Origin of the sequence: Roseibium algicola, assembly GCF_001999245.1 — a bacterium.
Classification (GTDB): Bacteria; Pseudomonadota; Alphaproteobacteria; order Rhizobiales; family Stappiaceae; genus Roseibium; species Roseibium algicola.
The window spans coordinates 1,902,423-1,927,604 of the sequence record NZ_CP019630.1; the positions used below are offsets into that span (position 1 = coordinate 1,902,423).

Below are 25,182 nucleotides of genomic sequence, written 5' to 3' on the forward strand. Positions count from 1 at the left end.
ACACAAAGACCGCCCAGCCGGCTGCATTGGTGGGGATCACTGTAAAAGATTTCAAGAGACCAACTTAACGTCAAGTCTCGTACATTGGTGGCGGGGCTCAGTCGAGTCTCTACTACAAGTGCGAAATGAACGCACTTTCTTTCGATTCAATCAACATTTCGAACATTCCGAAAGTTTCGAATTTTAGTTCGACGTCCAAATTAATCATTGGCAATTTAATGGTGATTTTTAATCGATTAAACAATTACATAGCACCTTTGGTAGTCTTGCTGCCGTTTAGTCATTCCACTACGTTCGCAGCCCTCACAGCCAGATTTAGCTTTTCTTAACTTTCTCCGGCCGTGACAAAACTAGCCCCCATCACGAGGACTGCGGGAACATGCAAGAAGTAGGTGTCAGGAATCCCTCAATTGGTTGCGAAACTTTCGGCTTCAAAGGCCTGAAAGCGCTCTATTGGAACCAGAACGAGCCTGCTCTTTATGAATATTCCCTCTCCCGCGGCGAAGCGCAGCTAGCTGCCGGCGGCGCGATTGTTGCTGAAACCGGTGTTCACACCGGCCGTTCGCCGAAAGACAAGTTCGTGGTTCTGGACGACGAGACCCGCGACACAGTGTGGTGGGACAACAACTCCCAGATGTCGAAAGCCAATTTCGACCTGCTGCTGTCCGATTTCCTTGCCCACGCCGAGGGCATGGAGCTGTTCGCACAGGACCTTTACGGCGGCGCTGACAAGACCCATCGCCTGCCGGTGCGCGTCTATACGGAATATGCCTGGCATTCGCTGTTCATCCGCAACCTCCTTCTAAGGCCCGAGACTTCCGAGCTGGAAGGCTTTGCGCCGGATATGACAATCATCGATCTGCCAAGCTTCAAGGCGGATCCGGAACGCTACGGCTGCCGGACAGAAACCGTGATCGCCTGCGACCTGACCCGCAAGATCGTTCTGATCGGCGGAACCTCCTATGCAGGCGAAATGAAGAAGTCCGTCTTCACCATGCTGAACCACCTGCTGCCGGCAAAGGGCGTCATGTCCATGCACTGCTCGGCGAACTTGGGTGATGCAGGCGATACCGCAGTGTTCTTTGGCCTCTCCGGCACCGGCAAGACCACGCTCTCCGCCGATCCGTCCCGCACGCTGATCGGCGACGACGAGCACGGCTGGGGTGAAAGCGGCGTCTTCAACTTCGAAGGCGGCTGCTACGCCAAGACCATCAAGCTTTCCGAGGAAGCCGAGCCGGAGATCTACTCCACCACCCAGCGCTTCGGCACGGTTCTGGAAAATGTGGTTCTGGACGAGAACCGGGTGCCGGATTTCGACGACGGTTCGAAAACCGAAAACACCCGCGCGGCCTACCCGATCCACTTCATCTCCAATGCCAGCGACACCGGCTGCGCACCGATGCCGAAGACCATCATCATGCTAACGGCCGATGCCTTCGGCGTCATGCCGCCGATCGCGCGTCTGACACCGGCGCAGGCGATGTATCACTTCCTGTCCGGGTACACCGCCAAGGTGGCCGGCACGGAAAAGGGTGTTACCGAGCCGCAGGCAACCTTCTCGACCTGCTTCGGTGCGCCGTTCCTGCCGCGGCATCCGTCCGAATACGGCAACCTGTTGAAGGACCTCATTGCCAAGCACAATGTGGATTGCTGGCTGGTCAACACCGGCTGGACCGGCGGTGCATATGGCACCGGGCAGCGCATGCCGATCAAGGCAACCCGCACGCTGCTCACTTCCGCACTGAACGGCAGCCTGAAGGACGCCGAGTTCCGCACCGATGCGAACTTCGGCTTCGATGTGCCGGTTTCCGTCGAAGGTGTCGACGATACGATCCTGACCCCGCGCGAAACCTGGACGGACAAGGATGCCTATGACGTTCAGGCCGCCAAGCTGGTGCAAATGTTCGTCAAGAACTTCGCGACCTTTGAAGCCCATGTCGACGGTGCCGTGCTGAATGCCGCTCCCGCCGTGCGTATGGCTGCCGAATAAGCCCGAAAATAATACCCCGCAAAACCTGAACGGCTCCTCCCCCTCGAGGAGCCGTTTTTTCGTGGGTAGACAACGCTCTTGTGCTTCCCGATCACGACGTCCCGCCGGATGGATGATCGCTGAGAAAGTCCGGCGGCGGCGCGAGGAGCACAGGGTGATGCTGCGCTTGCTTTCCCTCGCCTGCTCTCTTTCATCAAATTCAGAAAGATCTATATTGAAGGTCCTACCTTGAAGGGGCGACCTCATGACGGCCACAGAGACGACTTCCATTCCCGACGTTTTGAAGACAGCCGAAAGCTGGCGCGGTGCGGGACGTTCCGTTGCACTGGCGACCGTGGTCGAGACCTGGGGTTCCGCGCCACGTCCGGTCGGGTCCCATCTGGTCATTGATGCTGAGGGCAACTTCGAAGGCTCCGTCTCCGGCGGTTGTGTCGAAGGGGCGGTGGTGTCCGAGGCAATCGACGTCATCGAGACCGGCAAACCGACCACGCTGGAATTTGGCGTTGCAGATGAGACAGCCTGGCGTGTCGGTCTTTCGTGCGGCGGCCGCATTCGCGTCTACGTCGAACCCGTCACCTGATCCCGGACCTGATTTCGATGACCACGGAAACCCTGCTTGCCTTCGTCGCCGCTACGGCTCTTTTTGCCTATATGCCTGGCCCGGCCCTGCTTTATACCGCCGCACAGACGATCGCCCGCGGACAGCGGGCCGGTTTCATGGCTGCCGCGGGTATTCACCTGGGCTGTTATGTGCATGTCTTTGCCGCAGCCTTTGGCCTGTCGGCGATCTTCAGTGTCGTGCCGACACTCTATTTTGCGCTGAAGCTGGTTGGCGGGCTTTACCTGATCTTTCTCGGCATCCAGATGATCCGGACCCGCGTAGTGGCCGGACCGACACCCAATTTGCCCCAAAAATCCGAAAAGCGAGCCTTTGCAGACAGCGTGCTGGTGGAGGTTCTCAATCCCAAGGTCGCCATCTTCTTCATCGCTTTCCTGCCCCAGTTCGTCACCCCTGACGCAAGCCTGCCGATCTGGGCGCAGTTCCTGATCCTGGGAACGTTCGTCAACTTCGCTTTCACCTCGGCAGATATCGTCACCGTTCTTTTTGCAAGCCAAGTGAAAAAGCGGCTGACCAGGACATCGAGGTTCCAGAGCCTCACACGCTGGCTCGGAGGATCGCTTCTGGTGGGACTTGGACTGAAACTGGCAACGGACCGCGCATAGACCATGGACTTTTCCCTGCTAAGTGACCTCAACAAGGACCGTGCCGCGCGCCGTGCGGCGATCCTGGTGACCGACATGGTGGACGGGCAGCAACGCCTCGTCCGCAAATCCGACGATTTTTCCGGCGATCCCCTGGCTGAGGAACTTGCAAGGCGTTTCCGCTCAGGTAAATCCGGCATGATCACCGCAGAAAGTGGCGAAGTCTTCCTGAACGTATCCTTGCCTGCGCCGCGCCTGGTCATCATCGGCGCAGTGCACATCAGCCAGGCGCTTGTTCCGATGGCGGAGATTGCGGGGCTTGATGTGACCGTCATTGATCCGCGCACGGCCTTTGCCACCGAAGACCGCTTTCCCGGAAGCACACTCAAGGCGGACTGGCCCGAAGAGGTCTTGAAGGATGCGCCCCTTGATGCCTTCACGGCCGTTGCCGCTGTCACTCATGATCCGAAGATCGACGACTACCCCCTGATGGAAGCGCTGAAGACCGGATGTTTCTATGTCGGGGCGCTCGGCAGCCGCAAGACCCACGGCAAGCGTCTGGAACGCTTTACCGAAGCCGGCCTGGCACCTGAGCTGTTTGACCGGATCGATGCTCCGATCGGTCTCGATATCGGAGCAGCTTCACCGGAGGAAATTGCGGTGGCCGTGCTGGGCGCCATCATCAAGGCGTTGCGGACCGCTCCGGGAGCTGCCGCATGATATTCGGCCCTTGTCCGCCGGAAGATGCCGAAGGCTGTATTCTCGCGCACCGGACAGCCCTGCCGAAGCGTGTGCTGAAAAAAGGCCGCCGCCTGACGGGACAAGACTGCGCCGAGATTGCCGCCGCCGGTATCGACAGCCTCATGGTTGCCCGAATAGAACCCGGCGACATCGGCGAGGATGCCGCGGCTGAGCAGCTCGCCACGGCTGCTGCAGGTGCGGGTCTTGAGACCGACACCGCCTTTACGGGGCGCATGAACCTCTATGCCGCCACCAACGGCGTCCTGGTGGTCGATGCGGATGCGGTTACCGCGGCCAACCGGATTGATCCGGCCATCACCTTCGCGACACTGCCGAACTGCAGCAAGGTTCTGGCCGGCCGTATGGTTGCAACCGCGAAGATCATTTCCTTTGCCGTTCCAGAAGAACAACTGGGAGCCGCCGAAAACGCTCTCAGGGGCGCAGTCCGTGTTGCCGGCTTCAGTCCGCGCAAGGTTGGCCTTGTCGCAACGCAACTGCCGCATCTCAAGCCTTCGACCATGGACAAGACCCGCCGCGTGCTGGAAGACAGGCTGTTGCCGAGCGGATCAACCGTCCTGAACGAGCACAGGGTCGCCCACAGCAGGGAGGCCGTCGCCGAAGCCTTGCGGTCGCTGAAGGAAGAAGGCGCTGATTTTCTGATCCTGTTCGGGGCTTCTGCCGTTGTCGACAGGCAGGACGTGCTGCCTGCGGCTCTGGATCTTGCCGGCGGGACGGTGCACCACCTGGGCATGCCGGTGGACCCCGGCAACCTGCTGATGCTCGGAAGTCTCGACGGCATTCCCGTGCTGGGCGCACCGGGCTGCGCCCGAAGCCCGAAGGAGAACGGTTTCGACTGGGTTCTGGACCGCCTGCTTGCGGGACTGGAAGTTCACCCTGACGACATTACCGCGATGGGTGTTGGAGGCCTCTTGATGGAAATCGGGACACGGCCGCAGCCCCGCGAAGGCAAACGCAAGGGCGAAGCTGCCAGGATCGCGGCGCTGATCCTTGGCGCAGGCAAGTCTTCCCGCATGGGCGGTCCGAACAAGCTGCTTGCGACGCTGGACGGCAAGACCCTGATCCGGCATGCCGCAGAAGCTGCCGCCGGCGTCGGTCTGTCACAGACCGTTCTGGTAACCGGGCATCTGGCTGAAGAAGTCGGCGCACAGGTCGAAGATCTGGACGTTACGCTGGTGCACAACCCGGATTTTGCAGACGGCATGGCCGGGTCCATCCGCACCGGCATGAATGCTCTCGCCGCAGATACCGATGCGGTGATCGTTCTTCTGGGCGACATGCCACGTATCGGCTGCGATGTTCTGAAGAGGCTGATCGGCACTTACCGCGAAAACGACAACAGTCTGATCGTCACCGCAACGGCGGATGGGAAACGGGGCAATCCGGTCTTGTGGGACCGGCGCTTCTTCGAAGCCCTGAAATCCTTGAGCGGCGACGTTGGAGCGCGTCACATCATTGGCGAAAACCCCGGGTTCGTGGCCGAAGTCGAGATCGGATCCGCCGCAAGACTGGATCTTGATACACCCGATGCGCTTCGGCAGGCTGGAGGCAAGTTGCCTGAGCCAAAAGGCTAAACCTTTGGCCTGGTAAAGTAAGCCGAAGCAATAAAGCCAAACGATAACATTACATTAACCCGGTATGCACTGAGTGCAGGCCGGAATTGCCAGCTATTCTATTGCAATTTTGTGACATGCCGCTTATGTAATGCCTGCGCTTGCTGAAGGGCACCCAATTGGGTTGGACAACGGATGACGTCCCGGGCGCCGCTTACATCCGATTCCTGTCGAAAGCTGTTCGGATCCTCCCTCCCGAGGATGCTCGAGCGCTTTTGTCGCTTGGTTAAAAGAAGAACGAAGGAAAACGTCATGGCTGACTTGTCTCTCCCGCGCCCGGGCTGCTGCAAATGGGCAGAAGGTGATTCTGGTAACTACATCTTCCCGTGCAGCACGCGCGTCGAAGCAGGTGTCTCCTATTGCACCGAACATAGCGCCATCGTCTACATCCCGCCGGAAGAGCGCCGCCGCAACCGTTCCGGTGGTGGCATGAGCCTGTCCTTCCGCCGCGCGGCATAAGAATACAAGCTGCTTGAACTAAAAAAGCAGATATTCCGTGGAACACCACGTACCTCGAAACCCGGCCCTCAGGCCGGGTTTTTTATTGCCCGGATTTTCCCGTGCTGGATTTCAAGCCTGCATGGCTGGACGAAAGGCATGTCAACATCGAGCAACCTCTGCGTGAATAGAAGATTTCATGCGATTTTTTCGATCTAAGCAAATATTCTTACTGAATATTACCTAGAGGCGATTCTTCGTTAAAATACAATCACCCTCACCACGCAAAACAACCCTGCCTTTATGGACAATTTAATTCAATCTCGCAAAGTTAATACTTTGTTTTAGTTCTATACCTAAGAGTAAACAAACTAAAACCGAGATAGTGACGCGTTCGGCAGAGAGGCACAGTGCATCATGACCCCTGTGCAGGGAGACAGCGAACAGGACCGCCTGGACGCACTGGCGACCCTTCAGATTCTCAATTCTGAACGCCTGCCGGAATATGACGATCTCGTGGAGACCCTTGCCACGATCTTCGATGCCCCGATGGCCTTCATTTCCATCGTCGGTAAGGATGACCTCTGGTTCAAGGCCAAGATCGGCATAGACGTCGACGGCACTCCAAGAAAAGGCACTTTTTGCGATCAGGCAATCCTCTCGCGCGAGTTGATGGTCGTTCCCAACGCCCTTGAAGACCCCCGCTTCCGCGATACGAGCCTCGTTGCCGGTCCACCCTACACACGCTTTTATGCAGGTTTGCCGTTGTGCCTGGATGGCACGCACATCCTTGGGACACTCTGCGTCGTCGACACCAAACCACGGCGGCCAAGCGAAACACAGCTCCGCCAACTGCAGCGTATGGGATCGATCGTCCTCGGTCTGATGAAGTCTCATCGCGCCCAGAGTGATACGCAATCTGCCCTTCGGGCGGCCGAAGAACAGCAACGGCTTGCGATGCGCAAGAGCGATCTGCTGGAAGAGATCACGGCCGTTTCCGGTGTTGGCGGCTGGGAAGTGGATATTGATACCGACACGGTAACCTGGACGGAAAAAACCTGCGAAATCCATGAAGTGGATGACGACTTCGTTCCAACTGTCGATATGGCGCTTTCCTTCTACGCACCGGATTGCCGTCGCCAGATATCGGATGCCGTCATCAAAAGTGTCAAGGAAGGCGTTGCCTGGGATCTTGAACTCCCGTTCGTGACCGCCAGGGGGCGTGAGATCTGGGTTCGCACCGCGGGCAGGCCCATCATCGAAGATGGTCGCGCGACCCGTTTGATCGGTGCCTTCCAGGACATTACCGAACGCAAGCAATCCGAACAGGCCGTGCTTCATTCCGAAGCGGTCCATCGCACCACCCTGGAATCCCTAAGCGAAGGGATTCTCCTCGTCAACAGAGCCGGACAGATCCAGTCCTTCAATCCTGCAGCAGCTGCATTGCTCGGCTACACCGTCGGGGAAATGAAAGGTCAAAAGCTTCAGGATCTCGACCTCGATATCGAATGCGAAGAAGACGGCCACGTTTCCGGCTGCAATCCCCTGCAACAGGCAGCGGTCAATCCGGACAAGGTTTGTAACGTCGTTGCAAACGTGACCCGTCGGGGGACCGACCAGTCCGTCTGGCTGCGGCTGAATGCGAAATCGATTGGCGACGACAATGCGTATGGCCTCGACGGCGTTGTCCTTTCCCTGACCGACGTCACCGCGACCAAGCGGCAGCTCATCGCTCTGCAAGCCATTTTCGACAACCTGCCGGGTGGCCTCGTCTATTATGATCCCGACAGACGGCTTGCGGTCTGCAACAAGGATTTTCAGCGCCTTCTGCAACTGCCGCAGGAATTTATTGATCGCAAGGCGCCGTTGCTGGAGGTGGCGACATATCTGGCAAAGCGAGGAGACTACGGTCCGGGAGACCCGGACAAGCTTCTGGAAGAACGGTTCAGGTATTTCAATGATCCCAAACCGCATATTTACGAGCGCGTCAGCCCCGATGGGACACATCTGGAAGTCCGTGGTATCCCTCTGCCGAGCGGGGGCCTTATCACCAGTTTCTTTGATATTTCGGAGCGCAAACGGGCAGAGAACATCTTGCGGTATTCCGAGGCCGTCCAAAGGACAACGCTCGAGTCTCTCAGCGAAGGTATTCTTCTGCTGACACATACCGGCGAGATCCAGTCAGCCAATCCTGCTGCGATCGACCTCTTGGGCGTGACCGGCAGGGAGCTGGTCGGGTTGAACGTAACCGACATTGATTTTGGCCTTCGCTGTGATCTTGAAGACAAGGGTCCGTGCGATGCACCGCTAGAGCTTGCTGCGCGTGACCCGGGATCACTGAGGGACGTCATCGCCCGTCTCTCCCCCACCAACGGGCGGCCTAGGAAGTGGCTTCGCCTGAGCGCCATGCCAATCGACGACGATCAGGAGTTCGATCTGGACGGTGTCGTCGTCTCCCTGACGGACATTACCGAGACCAAGCAGCAGGCCGACACGCTGCAAAGCATCTTCGACAACTTTCCGGGCGGGATCGTTCACTACGATGAAACGCTCCGGCTCGCGTCGAGCAATCAGCAGTTCCGCGACCTTCTCGAATATTCTGATGAGTTGATTGAAGATCGGCCTTATCTTTACGACTTCTTTCTCTTCAACGCTCGAAGAGGTGACTACGGCCCCGGCGACCCAGAGGCTCTCGCTCTGGAACGGTATCGGAAGTACGACCTGAAAAAATCACAGGTGTTCGAACGGCGTGCCGCGAACGGCACCTATATCGAAACCCGGAGCACGCCACTGCCGTCAGGTGGTCTCATCCATAATTTTTACGACATCACCGACCGCAAGAACCTGGAAGAACAACTTGCCGCGAACGAACGGTTGGCACGGCATCGCTCGCACGAACTCGAAGCCATTCTCGCCAATATGCGCCAGGGTGTCAGCGTCTTCGACGCGCGTGGCCGGCTGTCATTGTGGAACCGGCAGTACATCGAAATCTTCAACAAACCTGAGGGCGATGTTTACGAGGGTATCAGCCTCATCGAATTGATCCAGGCCGAGAAGGATCGCGGCGAATTCGAAGGCGACGTTCAGGAACACGTCATGGATCTGATGATCCGCTTATCGGCAGGCGAAGTGGTCCGTTCCAAGTTCAAACATCCCAACGGCAGGATTGTCAGCGCGGTCCATGCGCCCTTGCCGGCGGGCGGCTGGATCGGTACGCATGAAGATGTAACGTCCCGTGAACTGGCGGCTGAAAAGATCCAGTTTGCCGCTCACCATGACACCTTGACCGGGCTCGCCAACCGAACGCTATTCAATGCAAAGCTGGACGAAGCCCTGAATGCGGCATCGGCCAATGGCATTGCAGGCGACCTGATGCTGCTTGATCTCGACAAGTTCAAACCGGTGAATGACAGCTTCGGTCACGATGTCGGTGACGAACTTCTTAAAACAGTCGCACAGCGACTGCGCGAGTGTGTCCGGTCCTCAGATCTGGTCGCTCGTCTCGGCGGCGACGAATTCGGGATCATCCTAACCGGAACCGGTTCCGGCAACGCCAGTACGGCCGAGATCGCCGATCGTATCGTCCGCAAGATCGGGGCACCGTTCGCTGTCCAGGATCACATTATTTCGGTTGGCGTCAGCGTCGGAATTTCTCCGATAACGGGCACGGAACTGGATCCTCGTCCAGTGATAAAGCGCGCCGATATGGCGCTTTACGAGGTCAAGCATAACGGGCGTAACGGGTTCAAGTTCTTCGAAGAGGAAGACGTCGCTCGGTTTGCTCGCGCCTGACGTTCGGCCTTCTGATCGAGAGCCGAATGTTTGAGAGGTAGCCTGCCAGATACGTCAGAACCGTGCCTCTTTGCATACTTGACCGATCGCTTCCCCCAAAAACAAAAAACGCGGTCCGTTGCCGGACCGCGTCATTGAATGAAGCTTGAGGGGGTCGTATCAGGCCTTGGTGAGGGCTTCTGCGACGTCCTTGAGCTGAGCCAGTGTCATTTCGGCTTTCTGCCGCGAGGCATCGTCCTTGGCGTCGGAAACATCTTCCTGCGCATCCTGGATTGCCTGGTCGAGCTGCTCACGGCTGATCTCGCCAACCGGAACGGCCTGTTCGGCCAGAACGGTGAGACCGCCTGCTGCAACATCGGCAAAACCACCGCGGACGAAATATTCGTCCCAGCCACCATTTTCGCTGCTGCGCACCTTCAGGATGCCCGGCAGGATGGTGGAGATGAACGGGGCATGGTTCTTCAGAACGCCAAACTCGCCTTCGGCGCCCGGTACAACGACCTCTGCGACCTGTTCGGAGAGGAGCTGGCGCTCCGGCGAGACCAACTCAAACTGGAAAAGTTCAGCCATTTGGCGTCTTCCTTGTCAGTCTAATTCTGATGGCAAGCCATCAAGCATGAAGAAGACGGACGCCCGATAACGGGCGTCCGGTCAATTCGCCGATCAAGCGGCTTCAGCAGCCAGGCGCTGTGCTTTCTCGATGGCTTCATCGATGGAGCCAACCATGTAGAAAGCAGCTTCCGGCAGGTGGTCGTATTCGCCTTCGACCAGACCCTTGAAGCCCTTGATGGTGTCTTCGAGGGCAACCAGCTTGCCCGGAGAACCGGTGAAGACTTCGGCCACGAAGAACGGCTGGGACAGGAAGCGCTCGATCTTACGGGCGCGGGCAACGGTGAGTTTGTCTTCTTCAGACAGTTCGTCCATGCCCAGGATGGCGATGATGTCCTGCAGAGCCTTGTAGCGCTGCAGAGTAACCTGAACCGCACGAGCCGTTTCGTAGTGCTCTTCACCGATGATGCGGGCATCAAGCATACGGGAAGTGGAGTCCAGCGGATCCACAGCCGGGTAGATGCCTTTTTCAGCGATCGAGCGGTTAAGAACCGTCGTTGCGTCCAAGTGAGCAAAGGTCGAAGCCGGTGCCGGGTCGGTCAAGTCATCGGCCGGAACGTACACGGCCTGCACGGACGTGATCGAGCCCTTGTTCGTGGTGGTGATGCGCTCCTGCATGCCGCCCATGTCGGTGGCCAGCGTCGGCTGGTAGCCCACAGCGGACGGGATACGGCCGAGAAGTGCGGACACTTCGGACCCTGCCTGGGTGAAGCGGAAGATGTTGTCCACGAAGAACAGCACGTCCTGGCCCTGGTCACGGAAGTGTTCTGCAACGGTCAGACCGGTCAGAGCAACACGTGCACGGGCTCCCGGGGGCTCGTTCATCTGGCCGTAAACCAGAGCAGCCTTGGAGCCTTCTCCACCGCCTTCCTTGTTCACGCCGGATTCGATCATTTCCCAGTAAAGGTCGTTACCTTCACGAGTACGCTCGCCAACACCTGCGAACACGGAGTAACCGCCGTGCGCCTTGGCGACGTTGTTGATCAGTTCCATGATGAGAACGGTCTTGCCCACGCCGGCGCCGCCGAACAGGCCGATCTTACCGCCCTTTGCGTACGGAGCCAGAAGGTCAACGACCTTGATGCCCGTCACAAGGATTTCAGCTTCGGTGGACTGTTCGATGAACTCCGGAGCGTCCTGGTGGATCGCACGCTTGCTTTCGTGCGGGATCTCACCGGCTTCGTCGACCGGCTCGCCGATCACGTTCATGATACGGCCCAGGGTGCCGTCGCCAACCGGCACCACGATCGGTGCATCGGTGTCGACCACTTCCTGACCGCGCACCAGACCCTCGGTGGAGTCCATCGCGATGGTACGTACCGTGTTTTCGCCAAGGTGCTGAGCAACTTCAAGCACAAGACGCGTGCCCTGGTTGTCAACTTCAAGAGCGTTCAGGATCAGCGGCAGGTGGTCATCGAACTTGACGTCGACAACGGCGCCGATGACCTGGGTGATCCGTCCGACCTTTTTGTCAGCCATATCCCTAATCCTCGTCTCGATCCCGTTAGAGCGCTTCCGCGCCCGAGATAATTTCAATCAGTTCCGTCGTAATCTGAGCCTGGCGCTGGCGGTTGTAGTTGATCGTCAGTTTGTCGATCATCTCGCCGGCGTTGCGGGTCGCGTTGTCCATTGCGGACATACGTGCACCCTGTTCAGACGCAGCATTTTCCAGAAGTGCCCGGAAAATCTGAACGGAGATGTTGCGCGGCAGCAGATCCGCAAGGATCTCTGTCTCTTCCGGTTCATATTCGTAAACCGCGTTGGCACCTGCGCCTGCATCAGTGCTGCCAGCCTCGAAATGGGCCGGGATCAGCTGAGTTGCAGTCGGTTCCTGCGCGATCACGGATTTGAAAGTCGAATAGAACAGCGTGCAAACGTCGAACTCGCCATTGTCGTACATGGAGAGCACTTCGCGGCCGATGTCGTCCGCGTTGCTGAAGCCAACGTTCTTAACACTGCGCAGGTCGATGGTCTTGATGATGTGCTGGCCGAGCTCACGCTTCAGAGCGTCGTAGCCCTTCTTGCCGACACAGATGATCTTGACCGTCTTGCCCTGCTTCAGCAGGCTGCGCGCTTTTTCACGCGCAAGCTTGGCAATGTTGGTGTTGAAGCCCCCACACAGTCCACGTTCGGCCGTGGCAACGAGCAGGAGATGAACCTGGTCATTGCCGGTGCCGGACATGAGCTTCGGAGCGTCGTCGCGCCCCTCGAAGGCCACCGCGAGGTTGGCCAGCACCGCACCCATGCGTTCCGCATAGGGGCGCGCGGCCTCCGCAGCTTCCTGAGCACGACGCAGCTTCGCCGCGGCCACCATTTGCATGGCCTTGGTGATTTTCTGCGTCGCCTTAACGGAAGCGATGCGGTTTCGTAAGTCCTTCAGGCTCGGCATGGCCGCCCCTGCTCCTTATCCCGGCGTGGTCTTAAGCGAAGTTCTTGGCGAACGCGTCGATGGCAGCTTTCAGCTTGCCAGTCAGCTCGTCGTCGAGTGCCTTCTTCTCCCAGATGGCGTCGAGCAGCGCTTTGTGCTCGCCACGAAGGAACAGAAGCAGGCCTTCTTCGAAGTCCTTCACGCGGTTGACCGGGATTGCATCCAGGTAGCCGTTCACGCCGGCATAGATGACTGCAACCTGTTCTTCGGTCTTCAGCGGCGAGAACTGCGGCTGCTTCAGAAGTTCGGTCAGACGTGCACCGCGGTTGAGGAGGCGCTGGGTCGTGGCGTCGAGGTCGGAGCCGAACTGGGCAAAGGCCGCCATTTCGCGGTACTGAGCCAGTTCACCCTTAATCGGGCCGGCAACCTGTTTCATCGCCTTGATCTGAGCGGAGGAGCCCACGCGGGACACCGACAGACCGACGTTCACGGCCGGGCGGATACCCTGGTAGAACAGATCCGTTTCCAGGAAGATCTGACCGTCGGTGATCGAGATCACGTTGGTCGGAATAAACGCGGACACGTCGTTGCCCTGGGTTTCAATAACCGGCAGTGCGGTCAGAGAGCCCTTGCCATGGTCTTCGTTCAGCTTCGCAGCACGTTCCAGCAGACGGGAGTGCAGGTAGAAAACGTCACCCGGGAAAGCTTCACGTCCCGGCGGACGACGGAGCAGCAGGGACATCTGACGGTAGGCCACAGCCTGCTTGGTCAGATCGTCGTAGCCGATCACGGCGTGCATGGAGTTGTCACGGAAGAACTCGCCCATCGCGCAGCCGGCAAACGGTGCCAGGAACTGCAGCGGAGCAGCGTCGGAAGCGGTAGCTGCGACGACGATGGAGTATTCCAGCGCACCGGCGTCTTCCAGGGTCTTCACGAACTGAGCGACGGTGGAGCGCTTCTGGCCGACAGCAACGTAGATGCAGTACAGCTTGGCGTCTTCGTCGTCAGAAGCATGCAGCGGCTTCTGGTTCAGGAAGGTGTCGAGAATGATCGCGGTCTTGCCGGTCTGACGGTCACCGATGACCAGCTCGCGCTGACCACGGCCAACCGGGATCAGGGCGTCGATGGCTTTCAGGCCGGTAGACATCGGCTCATGCACGGACTTGCGCGGCAGAATGCCCGGCGCCTTGACGTCCACGCGGCGCTTTTCGGTTGCCTCGATCGGGCCTTTGCCGTCGATCGGGTTGCCGAGCGGGTCAACAACGCGGCCCAGGAGGCCCTTGCCGACCGGCACTTCCACGATGGCGCCGGTCCGCTTGACGGTGTCGCCTTCTTTAATGTCACGGTCGGAGCCGAAGATAACGACACCAACGTTGTCGGTTTCCAGGTTCAGGGCCATGCCCTTGATACCACCCGGGAATTCGACCATTTCACCAGCCTGGACTTTGTCCAGACCATAAACACGGGCGATACCGTCACCGACGGAGAGCACCTGACCGACTTCAGAAACTTCGGCTTCCTGGCCAAAGCTCTTGATCTGGTCCTTGAGGATTGCGGAGATTTCCGCGGCCCGAATATCCATCAGCCGACCTCTTTCATCGCGAACTTGAGTGAATTGAGCTTGGTACGCAGCGATGTGTCGATCATGCGGGAGCCGACCTTGACCACGAGGCCACCGATCAGGGCAGGATCAACCTTTGCCACGATGTTTACAGATTTGCCCGTGGAAGCCGAGAGAGCTTCTTTCAGGGCAGCGACATGATCGTCGGAAAGGGCAGCTGCGGAGGTTACCTCAGCCGTTTCCTCACCACGCTTTTGCGCAAGCAGGGTGCGGAATGCCTTGATCATGCCGGGAAGAACGAAGAGGCGCCGGTTACGGGCTGCCAGCTTCACGAAATTAGCAGCCAGGCCTTTGATGCCTGCCTTGTCGAGAAGTGCGGTAAGCGCTGCAAGCTGCTCCTCCACACTGAATACCGGGCTTTTCACGAGACGGACGAGATCTTCGCTTTCGGCAAGCATGCCTTCGAAAGCTGTCAGATCCCGCTCCACGTCAGCCGTTACACCTTCGCCTTCGGCGAGGTCGAGAAGGGCGGACGCATAACGCTGTGCCACGCCGGATACGAGAGATACGTTGTCAGTCACCAGGTCCGTGCTCTCTGACGTTTTTCATGCCCACGAAACGGCTAGCGCTCGCAAAGCATTGAAAAAATGAATGATTTCAAGGTCAGAAGGTATGACGGTTAAACCGCTGCCCCCAAAGCCGCGCCTCAATTAGCACAGGGTTTCTCAGTGTGCAACTTCGCCTAAAGACTGTTATTGCCGATTCCTCGGTGTTTTTTGTCAAAGGTCGATAAAAAACGTTTCAGATCAACGTCTCCGCACCGTCATAAACCTTTAGACGGTTTTCTGCAGAGCGGGCGAAAAGGCCTTTGCACAGGGCTGAAAGGGGCAAGCCAGGAGGGCGTTTTTGCCGCAGCTGCGCGGAAGGCGGGATTATTGCCGTCAGCAACGTTGCCACAATTGCAAACAATGCCCCTGCGGTTCCACCCGATTCTCCCACGCCGAACTCGTATGAACGGCAGGCGCTTTTCCCTATGGATGCAAAAACCACCTAGAGAAAATGCTGCGGGTCGATGTCCACTTGCAGGCGCAGCCCTTTCGTGGGCTTCGGGCCGATGCTCAGCCAATGCCGCAGATAGGCCTGCAGATCGTACTGGCGGGGGGCCATTGCCAGCAGGCGGAAACGATAGCGTCCGCGCACCATGGCAAGGGCGGCTTCCGCAGGCCCAAGGAGCGTGACGGCCTGATCCGGCGGTGCGGCACGGGCAAGGGCCCTCGAGAAGCCTTCCGCAAATCCTCTGTCTGGTCCGGAGACGATCACGGCGGCAAGACGCCCGAACGGCGGCAGACCTGCTGCCCGCCTTGCCTCGATCTCGGCCTGGTAGAACGCCTTCTTGTCACTTGAAAGCAGCGCCTTGATGACGGGATGATCCGCATTGTAGGTTTGCAGGAAACCCTTGCCGCCGCCGGTGACGCGGCCCGCACGGCCTGTCACCTGGGCAAGCAGCTGGAAGGTTTTTTCCGCGGCTCTCGGATCACCATGGGCAAGGCCAAGGTCCGCATCCACCACGCCGACCAGTTTCATCAGCGGGAAGTTATGCCCCTTGGCGACCAGCTGCGTGCCGATGACGATGTCGGCCCCGCCTTCCTCGACAATCTTCATTTCGCGCTTCAGCCGATCCGGCCCGCCGGCAATATCCGACGAAAGCACGAGCACACGCGCCTGCGGAAAGAGCTCGCTCACTTCCTCGGCGATTCTTTCCACGCCGGGACCGCAGGCAACCAGACTGTCTACCGACTGGCAGGACGGACAGGCCTTGGGGACCGGCTCCTGATGGCCGCAGTGGTGGCAGACGAGTTTTTTCTGAAAACGATGCTCCACCAGCCAGGCGCTGCAATGAGCGCATTGGAACCTGTGGCCGCAGGTACGGCAAAGGGTCAGCGGTGCATAACCGCGCCGATTGAGAAACAGTAGCGACTGCCCCCCTTCGGCGAAGGTGCCGGCGATGCCGTGGACCAGGCCAGGTGCCAGCCAGCGTCCGCGTTCCGGCCCGTCCTGGCGCATATCGATGGCCATGAGGTCCGGCAGGGCAGCACCGGATGCCCGTTCGGGCAGCTCGAACAGCTTGTAGCGGCCGACCTCTGCGTTGACGATGCTTTCCACGGATGGCGTGGCCGACGCCAAAACAACGGGGAAGCCGGACAGATGACCGCGGACAACAGCCATGTCGCGTGCGCTGTAAGGCACTCTATCGTCCTGCTTGAAGGCTGCATCGTGTTCTTCGTCCACGATGATCAGGCCCAGTTCCTTGAACGGCAGAAACAGCGAGGAGCGGGCCCCTATCACCACCCGCACATCTCCGGAGGCCACCCCGCGCCAGACCCGCGACCGGTTCTTGACCGTGATCTGCGAATGCCATTCGGCCGGATAGACCCCGAAGCGTTGTTCGAAGCGCCGCAGGAACTGTTCGGTGAGTGCGATTTCAGGCAGCAGCACCAGCGCCTGCTTTCCCCGGCGCAAGGCTTCGGCAATCGCCTCGAAATAGACTTCCGTCTTGCCCGAGCCGGTGACACCGTCGATCAGGGCAACGGCCCCACCCTTGCCGAAACAGGCGGTCAGGCCGTCTGCCGCAGCCTGCTGCGCCGGGGTCAGCGGTTTTTGCGCGTAGTCCAGTTGCGGTTTCGGCGGCGGAGGAGCCGCCTGCATCAGGACGGTTTCCAGGACATCTTGCTGAAGCAGGCCGTCGATGACGGAAGCGGACACGCCGGCAGCATGGGCAAGGCCGCTTTTCGTCCAGGCAAAGCCGTCTTCCATGGTCGCCAGAACGCGCCCGCGTGCCGGCGTCAGACGATCCGGCTCGGCACCTTCGATACGGCGGACACCGGGAACGGGTGCCTCCGGCTCCAGCGCTTCTTCGGACCGCAACACCATGCGCAGCACCATCCCCGGTGCGCCAAGTGTCCAGTTCGCTACCCAGTCGACGAACCGGCGCAGTTCATCATCAAGCGGCGGCGTCTTGTCGTAGACATGGGAAATGGTCTTCAGTTTCTTTGGATTGATGGCCGCGTCCGGCTGGATATCCCAGACAGCGCCAATCACCTCGCGCGGGCCGAGCGGTACCTTGACGATGGTGCCCGGAACCACGGCCTGGCCGGGAGGTACCTTGTAGGTATAGGCCCCCGCAACCGCGACCGGCACCAGCACGCTGGCAATGGTTTCCTGGAAGTCTGGATCGTCGAACAGCACTGGGTGTCAGGTCCTCATCGCTCCGGGAACGGCCGCGAAACCATGCGCCAGGCACGGCCCGAACCCTGGCGAGACATTGCCCGTCCGGTCGCCGGGATCAAGCCTCGCCACCCTTGAGGTACGTACCGCAAAAATTTCGTCCACCAGAGAATCAGGGGTTCTTCTTGTCATCATCCTAGGGTAAAGAGAGCCCAGCTGACCACGCAATCGTTTTGTCCCGCTAGCCGGGACCAGGTTTCCGGCGACGCTCCGGTAGCCCTACAGGGAGTAAAGACAGATGAAATTCTTCGTCGATACGGCCGACACGGCTGAAATCAAGGAACTGGAAGCAACCGGCCTCCTTGACGGTGTCACCACCAACCCCTCGCTGATCGCAAAGTCCGGTCGGGACTTCAAGGAAGTCATCGCAGAAATCTGCGCCATCACCGAAGGCGATGTTTCCGCCGAAGTGGCCGCAACCGATTTCGAAACGATCATGAAGGAAGCGCACGTCCTTGGCGCGATCGCGAACAACGTGGTCATCAAGCTGCCGCTGACGTTCGATGGCCTGAAGGCGTGCAAGCAGCTGACCGAAGAAGGCACCAAGACCAACGTCACCCTGTGCTTCTCGGCCAACCAGGCCCTGCTCGCAGCCAAGGCCGGTGCAACCTACATTTCGCCGTTCATCGGCCGTCTGGATGATATTCATGCCGACGGGCTTGAGCTGATCCGCGAAATCCGCGTGATCTACGACAACTACGGCTTCGACACCGAAATTCTGGCTGCGTCGATCCGCACGCCAAACCACGTGAAGGATTGCGCCATCATCGGCGCCGACGTCGCGACCGTACCGCCGGCAACGCTGAAGGCACTGGTCAAGCATCCGCTGACCGACAAGGGCCTTGAAGCTTTCCTGGCCGATTGGGCCAAGACCGGCCAGAGCATTCTCTGATCACCGACCTTTAAGACAAACGAACGGCCCGGATTTCCGGGCCGTTTTTTGTTTGCCGTTCCTGGCGCCTGCCAAGGGCAACAGGACGTTCCAATACCTTTTGCCTGGTGTTGGGGGACAAGTCGGTCAGGCTCGGAGATCTCGACGGTCCTGTTCAACTCCTGGTGGGGGAGGACCATCTGTCGGCCGGTTTGACGAAAAATAGCCGCCATATGGCGCGATGTTAACGGAACCGTTGGGGATCCGGCATCACATTGGCACCATGTGTGCCGCATCCTCCAAATCCGAATCGCTGCTCGTCACCGCCCGGCCGGAACTCAACCGCCGCATCGACCAGTGGCTTGACCACCTGTCCGATGAGCGACGCCTTTCCGACAAGACCCTGCTTGCCTACGAACGCGACCTGCGCCAGTTCCTGCGGTTCCTGACCAACCATCTGGGCGGGGCACCGGACCTCAAGGAAATTGCAGCGCTCCGCCCGGCCGACTTTCGAGGCTTTCTGGCAAGCCGCCGCCGTGATGGTGCCCAGAGCCGATCGCTCGCCCGCGGCCTTGCCGGGATCCGGTCGTTCCTCAGGTACCTGGAGAGGCGGGGCGAAGTGAACGCTGCCGCGTCTTCCGCCGTGCGGCCACCACGGCAGGCCCGATCCCTGCCGAAACCCGTCTCCTCCAAGGACGCCATCGACGTGACCAGCGGTGACCTGGCGATGGAACGCGAGCCGTGGCTGGAAGCCCGCAACGCCGCCGTCCTGACCCTGCTCTACGGCTGCGGCCTGCGGATTTCGGAAGCGTTGTCGCTGACCGGTGCCATGGCCCCCAAAACCGGGACGAAGACACTTCGTGTCGTCGGCAAAGGCGGCAAGGAGCGGATTGTCCCGATCCTGCCGGCGGTCTGCCAGGCGGTGGAGCACTATCTGAAACTTTGCCCTTATGCAATTTCACCCGATGGCCCCCTGTTTCTCGGTGCCCGCGGCGGTCCGCTGAACCCGCGCATGATCCAACTGGCCATGGCACGCCTGCGCGGTGCATTGGGCCTGCCGGACAGCGCGACCCCGCATGCCCTGCGCCATTCCTTTGCCACACATCTGCTGGCTGGCGGCGGTGATCTCAGGACTATCCAGGAACTGCTCGGCCACGCCAGTCTTGCCTCAACGCAGATCTATACGGAAATCGACAGCGCCCATCTCCTGTCCGCCTACGACAAGGCTCATCCGCGCCGTTAGGATCCGTCAGGTTTCGGAAATCCGTAGACTGTCCGTTCCTTGCCATCAGGAAACATCTCGCGCGCAATCGGCTCGCCGCCAAGTTTGCGCACCAGGCCCCTTGCTGCCTCGTTGTCATCCTTCATATGCGTTTCGACCAGTGGCCAGCCATAGACTTCGTAAGCATGGCGGATTGCCGCCTGCGAGACTTCCACGGCTGCACCGGTGCCGCGTGCCTGAGGCATCAGCCACCAGGTCAGCTCCCGTCTTGGCCAGCCTTCGGGCCAAACGAAGCCGCAACCGCCGATGATATCTGCGCCCGTTTTCGGTTCGATAACCCACATGCCATAGCCGCGCAGTTGCCAGTGGCCGAGGTGGCTTGCCAGCACGCGCCAGGCAAAGTCCGCGCGCAACGGCCCACCATAGAAGTGTGAGGCCTCGCCGTTCTCGAAGAACGCCTTGTAGACTGGAAAGTCCGGTTCTTCCGGCAAGCGCAGACGAAACCGCGACGTTTCGAATGATTGCATGATAAGTCTCTGTTGTTTGCGGGGAATTTCGTTCGATTCCCATGTTAGTTCCAACTCCGTTGTAGCCGCTTCCGCCACAAACGGTTAGGTTGCTGAAACAGCCTGTTTCGCCGGGAGATAACGAATGCGTCTGATACTACTCGCAGCCGGTCTTCTTCTACTGTCGGCAGCGCCCTCGCTGGCGCAGCGCGTCTACTGTCCACTTCCCGAAGACGGCGTCTGGGTCAATGCGAATGCCAAACCGAAGGAGATCTCGCGCGTCGAGGTGGAAAGCCGCTGCGAGAATGAAGCGGTGCATGTGCGCGTACGCGCATTCACCTCCTGCATTCCGCGTGACTGCAAGTGGGGCTGGACCAAAGGGGAAATGCGCTCAGATGGTGCCATCCAGGTGCTGCTGATCGGTTTCTTGAGCAGCAAGCAACTGACATTGCGGGCCTTTGGCGAGCTTCTGGATGTTCACGTGATCAACGTCGTCAACGATCTGTCCGAACCGCGAACCGAGACCACCTACAATCTCCAGCGCGAGTAACCGGTCAGGGGCAGTGCGACGACAATCGCCTTTCGCTTTTTCCTTGTCAGACCTCCGTTTTCCCTTACCTTACGTAAGACTGCGCAAGTGTAGCGCAGGCCAACGGACGGAGATGTAACATGCGCCTATTGAGCACCGGCATTGCGGCCCTTGCCGTAACCGCGTTTGCAATTGCACCGGCCGCTGCATGCAGCTGGAACAAGACAGCCCAGTCCAAACAGATGACAGTGGCGGAAACGCCCGTCCTCCCGGACGCCGACTCGGATGTGGCCATCGCCACCAACGATCTCAGCAATGCAATCGTAAGCGAGACCGTAATTCAGCCGACCACCGGCGAAACCGTGTCGGAGTGACCCCCACCGGTAAACAAGCTCCAGACCAAGACCCGCTGCTACGCAGCGGGCTTTTTTTTCGGCTGAATGCCGTCTGCACGAAATCTGCTGAAACCTGCCTTCATCGGGCCGTATCGACGCCTCAATAACCCGGTTCACTCGGGATTATCCTGAAGAACCGGTTGATACAGTCTCATGATTTCCAGACGCCGTTTCCTGCAAACCTGTGGCATCGCAATGCTGGGTGCCGTTTCCGCTCCTGCCTATGCGATTGGCGTTGAGCCTTTTCGGCTCAGCCTGAAGCATTATCACCTGACGCCTCCACGATGGCCCAGAGGGCTGAAACTGAAAGCCGCGCTGATAGCCGACCCGCATGTCTGCGATCCCTGGATGGGGCTGGAGCGGGTTCGCTCCATCGTCCGGCAGACCAACGCTCTGAAGCCCGACATCATCCTGATGCTGGGCGACTATGTGGCCAGCCACAAATGGCAATACGACCCGATCCCGCCACAGGCGTGGGCTGATCTCTTCGGTGATCTGTCGGCCCCGCTCGGGACCCACGCCATTCTCGGCAATCACGACTGGTGGGACGACGCGGACGCGCAGCTGACTGGCGGTGGGCCGACCAGATATGGTCAGGCGTTGCTGAACGCCGGCATTCCCCTTTTCCAGAACCGGGCTCAACGGTTCGAGAAGGACGGCCAGGCTTTCTGGCTTGCCGGCGTCGACGACCAGCTGGCGCTGAGACCGCACCGCAAGATCAAGCGGCACCGCTGGAAAGGTTTGGATGACCTGACCGGCACGCTTGCCCAGGTGACGGACGATGCGCCCGTGCTGCTGATGGCACATGAGCCCGACATCATCCGCGAAGTGCCGGGCCGCGTCAGCCTGACGCTCAGCGGTCACACCCATGGCGGGCAAGTCAACTGTTTCGGCTACAAACCGGCCTTTCCCAAACGCAGCGTCAAAAGCTACGCCTATGGCCACATCGTTGAAACGGAAGGGACGAAGCTGGCAAGGCATCTGGGCCTTGAAACGGAGCCCCGCCACCTCATCGTTTCCGGAGGTCTTGGCTGCTCGATCCTGCCGGTCCGATTCGGTGTTCCTCCGGAAATAACGGTGGTGCATCTGGGAAGCACCACCGCTTGAGTCATGTTCTGGCAAGGGCGAATTATTCAGCCGCCACTTCGTGCTCCGTCTTGTGCCGGTATTCCTTTATGGCCTGGCTCAGGATCTGGACCGAGGAACTGACGAAGAGAGCCGCCATGAGACCGGCGACAATCAGGTCCGGCCAGGCGCTTGCCGTTCCCCAGACACCGGCAGCCGCCAGCATGACGGCGACGTTGCCTATGGCATCGTTGCGCGAACACAGCCAGACGGAGCGCACATTGGCATCACCATCCTTGTATCGGACCAGCAGCAGGACACTGGCAAGGTTTACGGCCAGCGCCAGAAAGCCGATGGAGCCCATCACCGCGGCCTGCGGTACGCCAAGCACGAATACCTGATAGAGCGTGGTGGCAGCCACCCAGACGCCCATCAGAAACAGGCTTGTGCCCTTTGCAAGCGCGGCCAGGGCCCGGGTCTTCAGCGATGCGCCAATGACAGCCAATGATATGCCGTAGGTGACCGCGTCGCCGAAGAAATCGAGGGCGTCGGCCTGCAGCGCCTTTGAGCCGGCTGCCTGGCCGGCAATCATCTCGACGATGAACATGCCACCGTTCAACGCGATCACCAGCCAGAGCCGGCGGCGATAGTCCTTCGACATTCCGTCAAATGTTCCGTGGGAATGTCCGCAACAGGCACCCATGACGCACTCCTTGTTCGAGTCGCTTGATTTTCGGTTCCTGTCCCTTGTAATTGCTATAGCGACTAGAGCTTCAAGAGGCTTTTTATGGATTTTTCAATTGGTGACCTTTCAAGACGGACCGGCGTGAAGGTTCCGACGATTCGCTATTACGAAAAGGAAGGCCTGCTGGAAGCGCCGATCCGCAGCGAGGGCAACCAGAGGCGCTACCGGCCCTGCGACCTGGAAAGGCTTGGCTTCATCAAGCATTGCCGCGACCTCGGCCTGCCAATGCCGGCCATCCGCGATCTGATAGACCTCAGCCAGCATCCGGACAAACCGTGCGAAACCGCCAACCGGATTGCCGAAGATCAGTTGAAGGCAGTGCGCCAGCGGATTGCCCACCTGCGCAAACTGGAGGCGGAATTGAAGCGCATCGCAAAAAGCTGCGAAGGCGACCACACGGTGACCGAATGCAACGTTCTGAAGGCTTTCGGCGACCATGGCCTCTGCCTGAAGGAGCACTGACACGCCTTTTTGCCCGGCTTCAGGCAAGCATTGTCCAGTCCCGTGTCTCCCCTACGGCACGCATGTTCGTTCCGGTGGCAGCCGCCAGGGAATGTGCTGCTAGCTTTCGTCTATCGGTCTTGGTCCGGCGCCTGAGCCGAGTTCCGTTGCCATCACCGTTCCCCCTAGCCTTTCCAGGCGCATCATTGTCCAGCGTTTGGCAGGCAGATTACAGGAATGACGGCCCAGAATGCAGGAGAACTGGAGGACGTGGGGATAGTCGTTCTTCGGCCAAACCCTTTCAGCAACGTCATGCCTGCCCTTCAGGTAGCCGAGCAGGGTATATTCGCTGACATACCAGACGTCGCCTTCCTTCAGGTCTCCCATACTGGTCGGCCGCCCCTTGGGAAATGTGCCTCCCCAAGTCCAGGACAGGGCACCGGACGTTTTCTGATCTAGAAAATGGTGGGCCATCGTTTCGTCGATAAAGACCCGCTTTCCATCCGCCAGATCCTGCCGGTAGGCCTCGACCACAGCTTGCCTGTTCGGCAAAGGTTCCGACAGCACATAGAAAACGATGAAGTTGGAGGAAAGCGCCAGCACCAATGCGGCGCAAAGGCCAAGCTTCACCCTGTGCCAGCGGTCTTTCAACAGCACGTCGACCGCCAGCAGAAACAACATTGCGGCCGCAAGATTCCGGATCAGCGGCCGGTCATGCACGAAGGCGCCGAAGAATTGTCCAGCGGCAAGGCAAAAGCCGATCATCCCGGCAGTGCGGGACTTGCGGAAAACAACCCAAGATACGCCTGCAAACATGGCAGCCCGGAAGATCGCTTCCACATTGAACTTGCCGGAGCCATGTGACCGGCTGGAGTGATAGGCGATCTGCCGGAAGAACTCGGCGAACTCGAAGTTCACCGAGACCGCAAACAGGGCAACGGCAATCGCGAGGGCGACAAGGCCTTCACTCAGCACACGAACGAGGCTTGCCTGCCGTGTCCTGAGCCTCCAGATCTGAAGAACGGCAATGACGCCAACACTCCAGGCAAGCATGGACAGTGCAGTCAGCGGAGCAATTCCCAAAAGCGCGGTACCCGCAACGGCGGAAACAGTTTCCGGACCGGTCTGCCGCGTGTCACCCGTACCTGCCCTGACTGCAACCGGCAGGACCAGCAGCAGCCCGAGCATCCAGATGAATGAACCCGTCAGTTCCAGCCGGAAGCCGGAAACGACATACATGGGCGCAAAGATCAACGGTGTGAAAAGCGCAGCGGTGCGAAGGTTCAATCTGAGGCAGAACACCACGAAGACCAGGCTGGTTGCCACGTAACAGAGGAATTCGAACAGGACGATTGTCGCGGTGCTGATCCCGGCGGCTTTCAAAAACCATCCGGACAGAATGAAATGAAGCCTTGGCTGGAGATGATAGGATTCCAGCCCCGGGAACTGGACCGCAAGAAGGGGATTCAAGTGACGGCCCGTTTGCGCAAATTCGGATGCCCACGGAATAAAGAAGAGGTCATCCACGTAGGGAATGGTTCGCTCCGGCCAGAAAAACACCAGGCCGCAAACCAACGGCAATACGCCCCCTGCAACGACTGGCAGCCAGCCGCGGGTGAGATTCAGATTTTGATTGTTGCCCCGTTGCCTTTCAAGCAAAGCATCTCCTGCCTTTTGTTGAAATGCACCACCCCTGACAGGACAACACTCTAGCGCATTAGTTGCAGATGCGCGGCATTTTTTACGTTTACTTGCAGAACTTCAAACTTGAATGGCGTCTGCCGGTCCGC

22 protein-coding genes are annotated in these 25,182 nt (G+C 59.2%); 13 read left to right on the forward strand and 9 right to left on the reverse strand.

The genetic code is table 11. The annotated features are described in order from the left end of the window. The first annotated feature begins 379 nt into the window (after window positions 1-379). From B0E33_RS08910 to B0E33_RS08940, 7 genes are all read left to right on the forward strand, one after another. The gene (locus B0E33_RS08910; protein WP_077290986.1) at window positions 380-1,990 is read left to right on the forward strand and encodes a phosphoenolpyruvate carboxykinase; all 1,611 of its coding nucleotides are present in this window, start codon (window positions 380-382) and stop codon (window positions 1,988-1,990) included. 244 nt (window positions 1,991-2,234) lie between these two features. After that, on the forward strand, window positions 2,235-2,570 hold the full coding sequence (locus B0E33_RS08915; RefSeq protein WP_022998985.1) for an XdhC family protein: 336 nt from the start codon (window positions 2,235-2,237) through the stop codon (window positions 2,568-2,570). A 17-nt stretch (window positions 2,571-2,587) separates the two neighbouring features. After that, window positions 2,588-3,214 carry a LysE family translocator gene (locus B0E33_RS08920; protein ID WP_062490784.1) on the forward strand — a complete coding sequence of 209 codons (627 nt, stop codon included), beginning with the start codon at window positions 2,588-2,590 and terminating at the stop codon, window positions 3,212-3,214. 3 nt (window positions 3,215-3,217) lie between these two features. Then, window positions 3,218-3,913 carry an XdhC family protein gene (locus B0E33_RS08925; protein WP_077290987.1) on the forward strand — a complete coding sequence of 232 codons (696 nt, stop codon included), beginning with the start codon at window positions 3,218-3,220 and terminating at the stop codon, window positions 3,911-3,913. Next, window positions 3,910-5,526: an NTP transferase domain-containing protein gene (locus B0E33_RS08930; RefSeq protein ID WP_077290988.1), complete on the forward strand. Its 1,617-nt coding sequence runs from the start codon at window positions 3,910-3,912 to the stop codon at window positions 5,524-5,526. The genes B0E33_RS08925 and B0E33_RS08930 overlap by 4 nt, the downstream gene beginning before the upstream one ends. Window positions 5,527-5,817: 291 nt before the next feature. Beyond that, window positions 5,818-6,024 carry a hypothetical protein gene (locus tag B0E33_RS08935; RefSeq protein WP_022998990.1) on the forward strand — a complete coding sequence of 69 codons (207 nt, stop codon included), beginning with the start codon at window positions 5,818-5,820 and terminating at the stop codon, window positions 6,022-6,024. Between the two features lie 396 nt (window positions 6,025-6,420). Further along, window positions 6,421-9,795: a PAS-domain containing protein gene (locus B0E33_RS08940; RefSeq protein WP_077290989.1), complete on the forward strand. Its 3,375-nt coding sequence runs from the start codon at window positions 6,421-6,423 to the stop codon at window positions 9,793-9,795. 159 nt (window positions 9,796-9,954) lie between these two features. On the opposite strand, the gene B0E33_RS08945 is transcribed toward B0E33_RS08940, so the two are convergent. The 6 genes from B0E33_RS08945 to B0E33_RS08970 form a co-directional block, all read right to left on the reverse strand. Beyond that, complete coding sequence (locus tag B0E33_RS08945; RefSeq protein WP_022998993.1) at window positions 9,955-10,365, reverse strand: F0F1 ATP synthase subunit epsilon; 411 nt, start codon at window positions 10,363-10,365, stop codon at window positions 9,955-9,957. Window positions 10,366-10,458: 93 nt separating this feature from the next. After that, window positions 10,459-11,883 carry a F0F1 ATP synthase subunit beta gene (atpD, locus tag B0E33_RS08950; protein WP_022998994.1) on the reverse strand — a complete coding sequence of 475 codons (1,425 nt, stop codon included), beginning with the start codon at window positions 11,881-11,883 and terminating at the stop codon, window positions 10,459-10,461. A gap of 25 nt (window positions 11,884-11,908) precedes the next feature. Continuing rightward, entirely contained in the window at window positions 11,909-12,793 is an 885-nt protein-coding gene (locus B0E33_RS08955) for a F0F1 ATP synthase subunit gamma (protein WP_077290990.1), read from the reverse strand. Between the two features lie 31 nt (window positions 12,794-12,824). Beyond that, a complete protein-coding gene (gene atpA / locus B0E33_RS08960; protein ID WP_022998996.1) occupies window positions 12,825-14,354 on the reverse strand; it encodes a F0F1 ATP synthase subunit alpha in 1,530 nt (509 codons plus the stop codon). Further along, complete coding sequence (locus B0E33_RS08965; protein WP_022998997.1) at window positions 14,354-14,914, reverse strand: F0F1 ATP synthase subunit delta; 561 nt, start codon at window positions 14,912-14,914, stop codon at window positions 14,354-14,356. Before B0E33_RS08965 ends, atpA begins: the two co-directional genes overlap by 1 nt. Window positions 14,915-15,383: 469 nt before the next feature. Next, on the reverse strand, window positions 15,384-17,579 hold the full coding sequence (locus B0E33_RS08970) for a primosomal protein N' (protein ID WP_077290991.1): 2,196 nt from the start codon (window positions 17,577-17,579) through the stop codon (window positions 15,384-15,386). A gap of 277 nt (window positions 17,580-17,856) precedes the next feature. Between B0E33_RS08970 and fsa the strand changes: the two genes are divergently transcribed. Both fsa and B0E33_RS08980 read left to right on the forward strand, forming a co-directional pair. Continuing rightward, entirely contained in the window at window positions 17,857-18,510 is a 654-nt protein-coding gene (gene fsa, locus B0E33_RS08975) for a fructose-6-phosphate aldolase (RefSeq protein ID WP_077290992.1), read from the forward strand. A gap of 262 nt (window positions 18,511-18,772) precedes the next feature. Continuing rightward, window positions 18,773-19,732 carry a tyrosine recombinase XerC gene (locus B0E33_RS08980; RefSeq protein ID WP_075281679.1) on the forward strand — a complete coding sequence of 320 codons (960 nt, stop codon included), beginning with the start codon at window positions 18,773-18,775 and terminating at the stop codon, window positions 19,730-19,732. Here B0E33_RS08980 and B0E33_RS08985 read toward each other — a convergent pair. Continuing rightward, entirely contained in the window at window positions 19,729-20,238 is a 510-nt protein-coding gene (locus tag B0E33_RS08985; protein WP_077290993.1) for a GNAT family N-acetyltransferase, read from the reverse strand. The genes B0E33_RS08980 and B0E33_RS08985 overlap by 4 nt on opposite strands. Before the next feature lie 124 nt (window positions 20,239-20,362). Between B0E33_RS08985 and B0E33_RS08990 the strand changes: the two genes are divergently transcribed. The 3 genes from B0E33_RS08990 to B0E33_RS09000 all read left to right on the forward strand — a co-directional run bounded on the left by B0E33_RS08990 (window position 20,363) and on the right by B0E33_RS09000 (window position 22,248). Then, the gene (locus B0E33_RS08990; protein ID WP_055657199.1) at window positions 20,363-20,767 is read left to right on the forward strand and encodes a hypothetical protein; all 405 of its coding nucleotides are present in this window, start codon (window positions 20,363-20,365) and stop codon (window positions 20,765-20,767) included. Between the two features lie 119 nt (window positions 20,768-20,886). Continuing rightward, window positions 20,887-21,120, forward strand: coding sequence for a hypothetical protein (locus tag B0E33_RS08995; protein ID WP_077290994.1), 234 nt, complete (start codon window positions 20,887-20,889; stop codon window positions 21,118-21,120). 174 nt (window positions 21,121-21,294) lie between these two features. Beyond that, window positions 21,295-22,248 carry a metallophosphoesterase gene (locus tag B0E33_RS09000; protein ID WP_077290995.1) on the forward strand — a complete coding sequence of 318 codons (954 nt, stop codon included), beginning with the start codon at window positions 21,295-21,297 and terminating at the stop codon, window positions 22,246-22,248. Between the two features lie 22 nt (window positions 22,249-22,270). On the opposite strand, the gene B0E33_RS09005 is transcribed toward B0E33_RS09000, so the two are convergent. Then, window positions 22,271-22,867, reverse strand: coding sequence for a cation efflux transmembrane domain-containing protein (locus tag B0E33_RS09005; RefSeq protein WP_022999006.1), 597 nt, complete (start codon window positions 22,865-22,867; stop codon window positions 22,271-22,273). Window positions 22,868-22,993: 126 nt separating this feature from the next. Between B0E33_RS09005 and B0E33_RS09010 the strand changes: the two genes are divergently transcribed. Next, on the forward strand, window positions 22,994-23,413 hold the full coding sequence (locus tag B0E33_RS09010; protein WP_077290996.1) for a MerR family transcriptional regulator: 420 nt from the start codon (window positions 22,994-22,996) through the stop codon (window positions 23,411-23,413). A gap of 99 nt (window positions 23,414-23,512) precedes the next feature. On the opposite strand, the gene B0E33_RS09015 is transcribed toward B0E33_RS09010, so the two are convergent. Then, complete coding sequence (locus B0E33_RS09015; RefSeq protein ID WP_156912364.1) at window positions 23,513-24,862, reverse strand: hypothetical protein; 1,350 nt, start codon at window positions 24,860-24,862, stop codon at window positions 23,513-23,515. Window positions 24,863-25,182: the final 320 nt, after the last annotated feature.

Coding starts and splice junctions, on each gene's coding strand:
- B0E33_RS08910 (WP_077290986.1), top strand. CDS start 380: ATGCAAGAAGTAGGTGTCAGGAATCCCTCAATTGGTTGCGAAACTTTC.
- B0E33_RS08915 (WP_022998985.1), top strand. CDS start 2,235: ATGACGGCCACAGAGACGACTTCCATTCCCGACGTTTTGAAGACAGCC.
- B0E33_RS08920 (WP_062490784.1), top strand. CDS start 2,588: ATGACCACGGAAACCCTGCTTGCCTTCGTCGCCGCTACGGCTCTTTTT.
- B0E33_RS08925 (WP_077290987.1), top strand. CDS start 3,218: ATGGACTTTTCCCTGCTAAGTGACCTCAACAAGGACCGTGCCGCGCGC.
- B0E33_RS08930 (WP_077290988.1), top strand. CDS start 3,910: ATGATATTCGGCCCTTGTCCGCCGGAAGATGCCGAAGGCTGTATTCTC.
- B0E33_RS08935 (WP_022998990.1), top strand. CDS start 5,818: ATGGCTGACTTGTCTCTCCCGCGCCCGGGCTGCTGCAAATGGGCAGAA.
- B0E33_RS08940 (WP_077290989.1), top strand. CDS start 6,421: ATGACCCCTGTGCAGGGAGACAGCGAACAGGACCGCCTGGACGCACTG.
- B0E33_RS08945 (WP_022998993.1), bottom strand. CDS start 10,365: ATGGCTGAACTTTTCCAGTTTGAGTTGGTCTCGCCGGAGCGCCAGCTC.
- atpD (WP_022998994.1), bottom strand. CDS start 11,883: ATGGCTGACAAAAAGGTCGGACGGATCACCCAGGTCATCGGCGCCGTT.
- B0E33_RS08955 (WP_077290990.1), bottom strand. CDS start 12,793: ATGCCGAGCCTGAAGGACTTACGAAACCGCATCGCTTCCGTTAAGGCG.
- atpA (WP_022998996.1), bottom strand. CDS start 14,354: ATGGATATTCGGGCCGCGGAAATCTCCGCAATCCTCAAGGACCAGATC.
- fsa (WP_077290992.1), top strand. CDS start 17,857: ATGAAATTCTTCGTCGATACGGCCGACACGGCTGAAATCAAGGAACTG.
- B0E33_RS08980 (WP_075281679.1), top strand. CDS start 18,773: ATGTGTGCCGCATCCTCCAAATCCGAATCGCTGCTCGTCACCGCCCGG.
- B0E33_RS08985 (WP_077290993.1), bottom strand. CDS start 20,238: ATGCAATCATTCGAAACGTCGCGGTTTCGTCTGCGCTTGCCGGAAGAA.
- B0E33_RS08990 (WP_055657199.1), top strand. CDS start 20,363: ATGCGTCTGATACTACTCGCAGCCGGTCTTCTTCTACTGTCGGCAGCG.
- B0E33_RS08995 (WP_077290994.1), top strand. CDS start 20,887: ATGCGCCTATTGAGCACCGGCATTGCGGCCCTTGCCGTAACCGCGTTT.
- B0E33_RS09000 (WP_077290995.1), top strand. CDS start 21,295: ATGATTTCCAGACGCCGTTTCCTGCAAACCTGTGGCATCGCAATGCTG.
- B0E33_RS09005 (WP_022999006.1), bottom strand. CDS start 22,867: ATGTCGAAGGACTATCGCCGCCGGCTCTGGCTGGTGATCGCGTTGAAC.
- B0E33_RS09010 (WP_077290996.1), top strand. CDS start 22,994: ATGGATTTTTCAATTGGTGACCTTTCAAGACGGACCGGCGTGAAGGTT.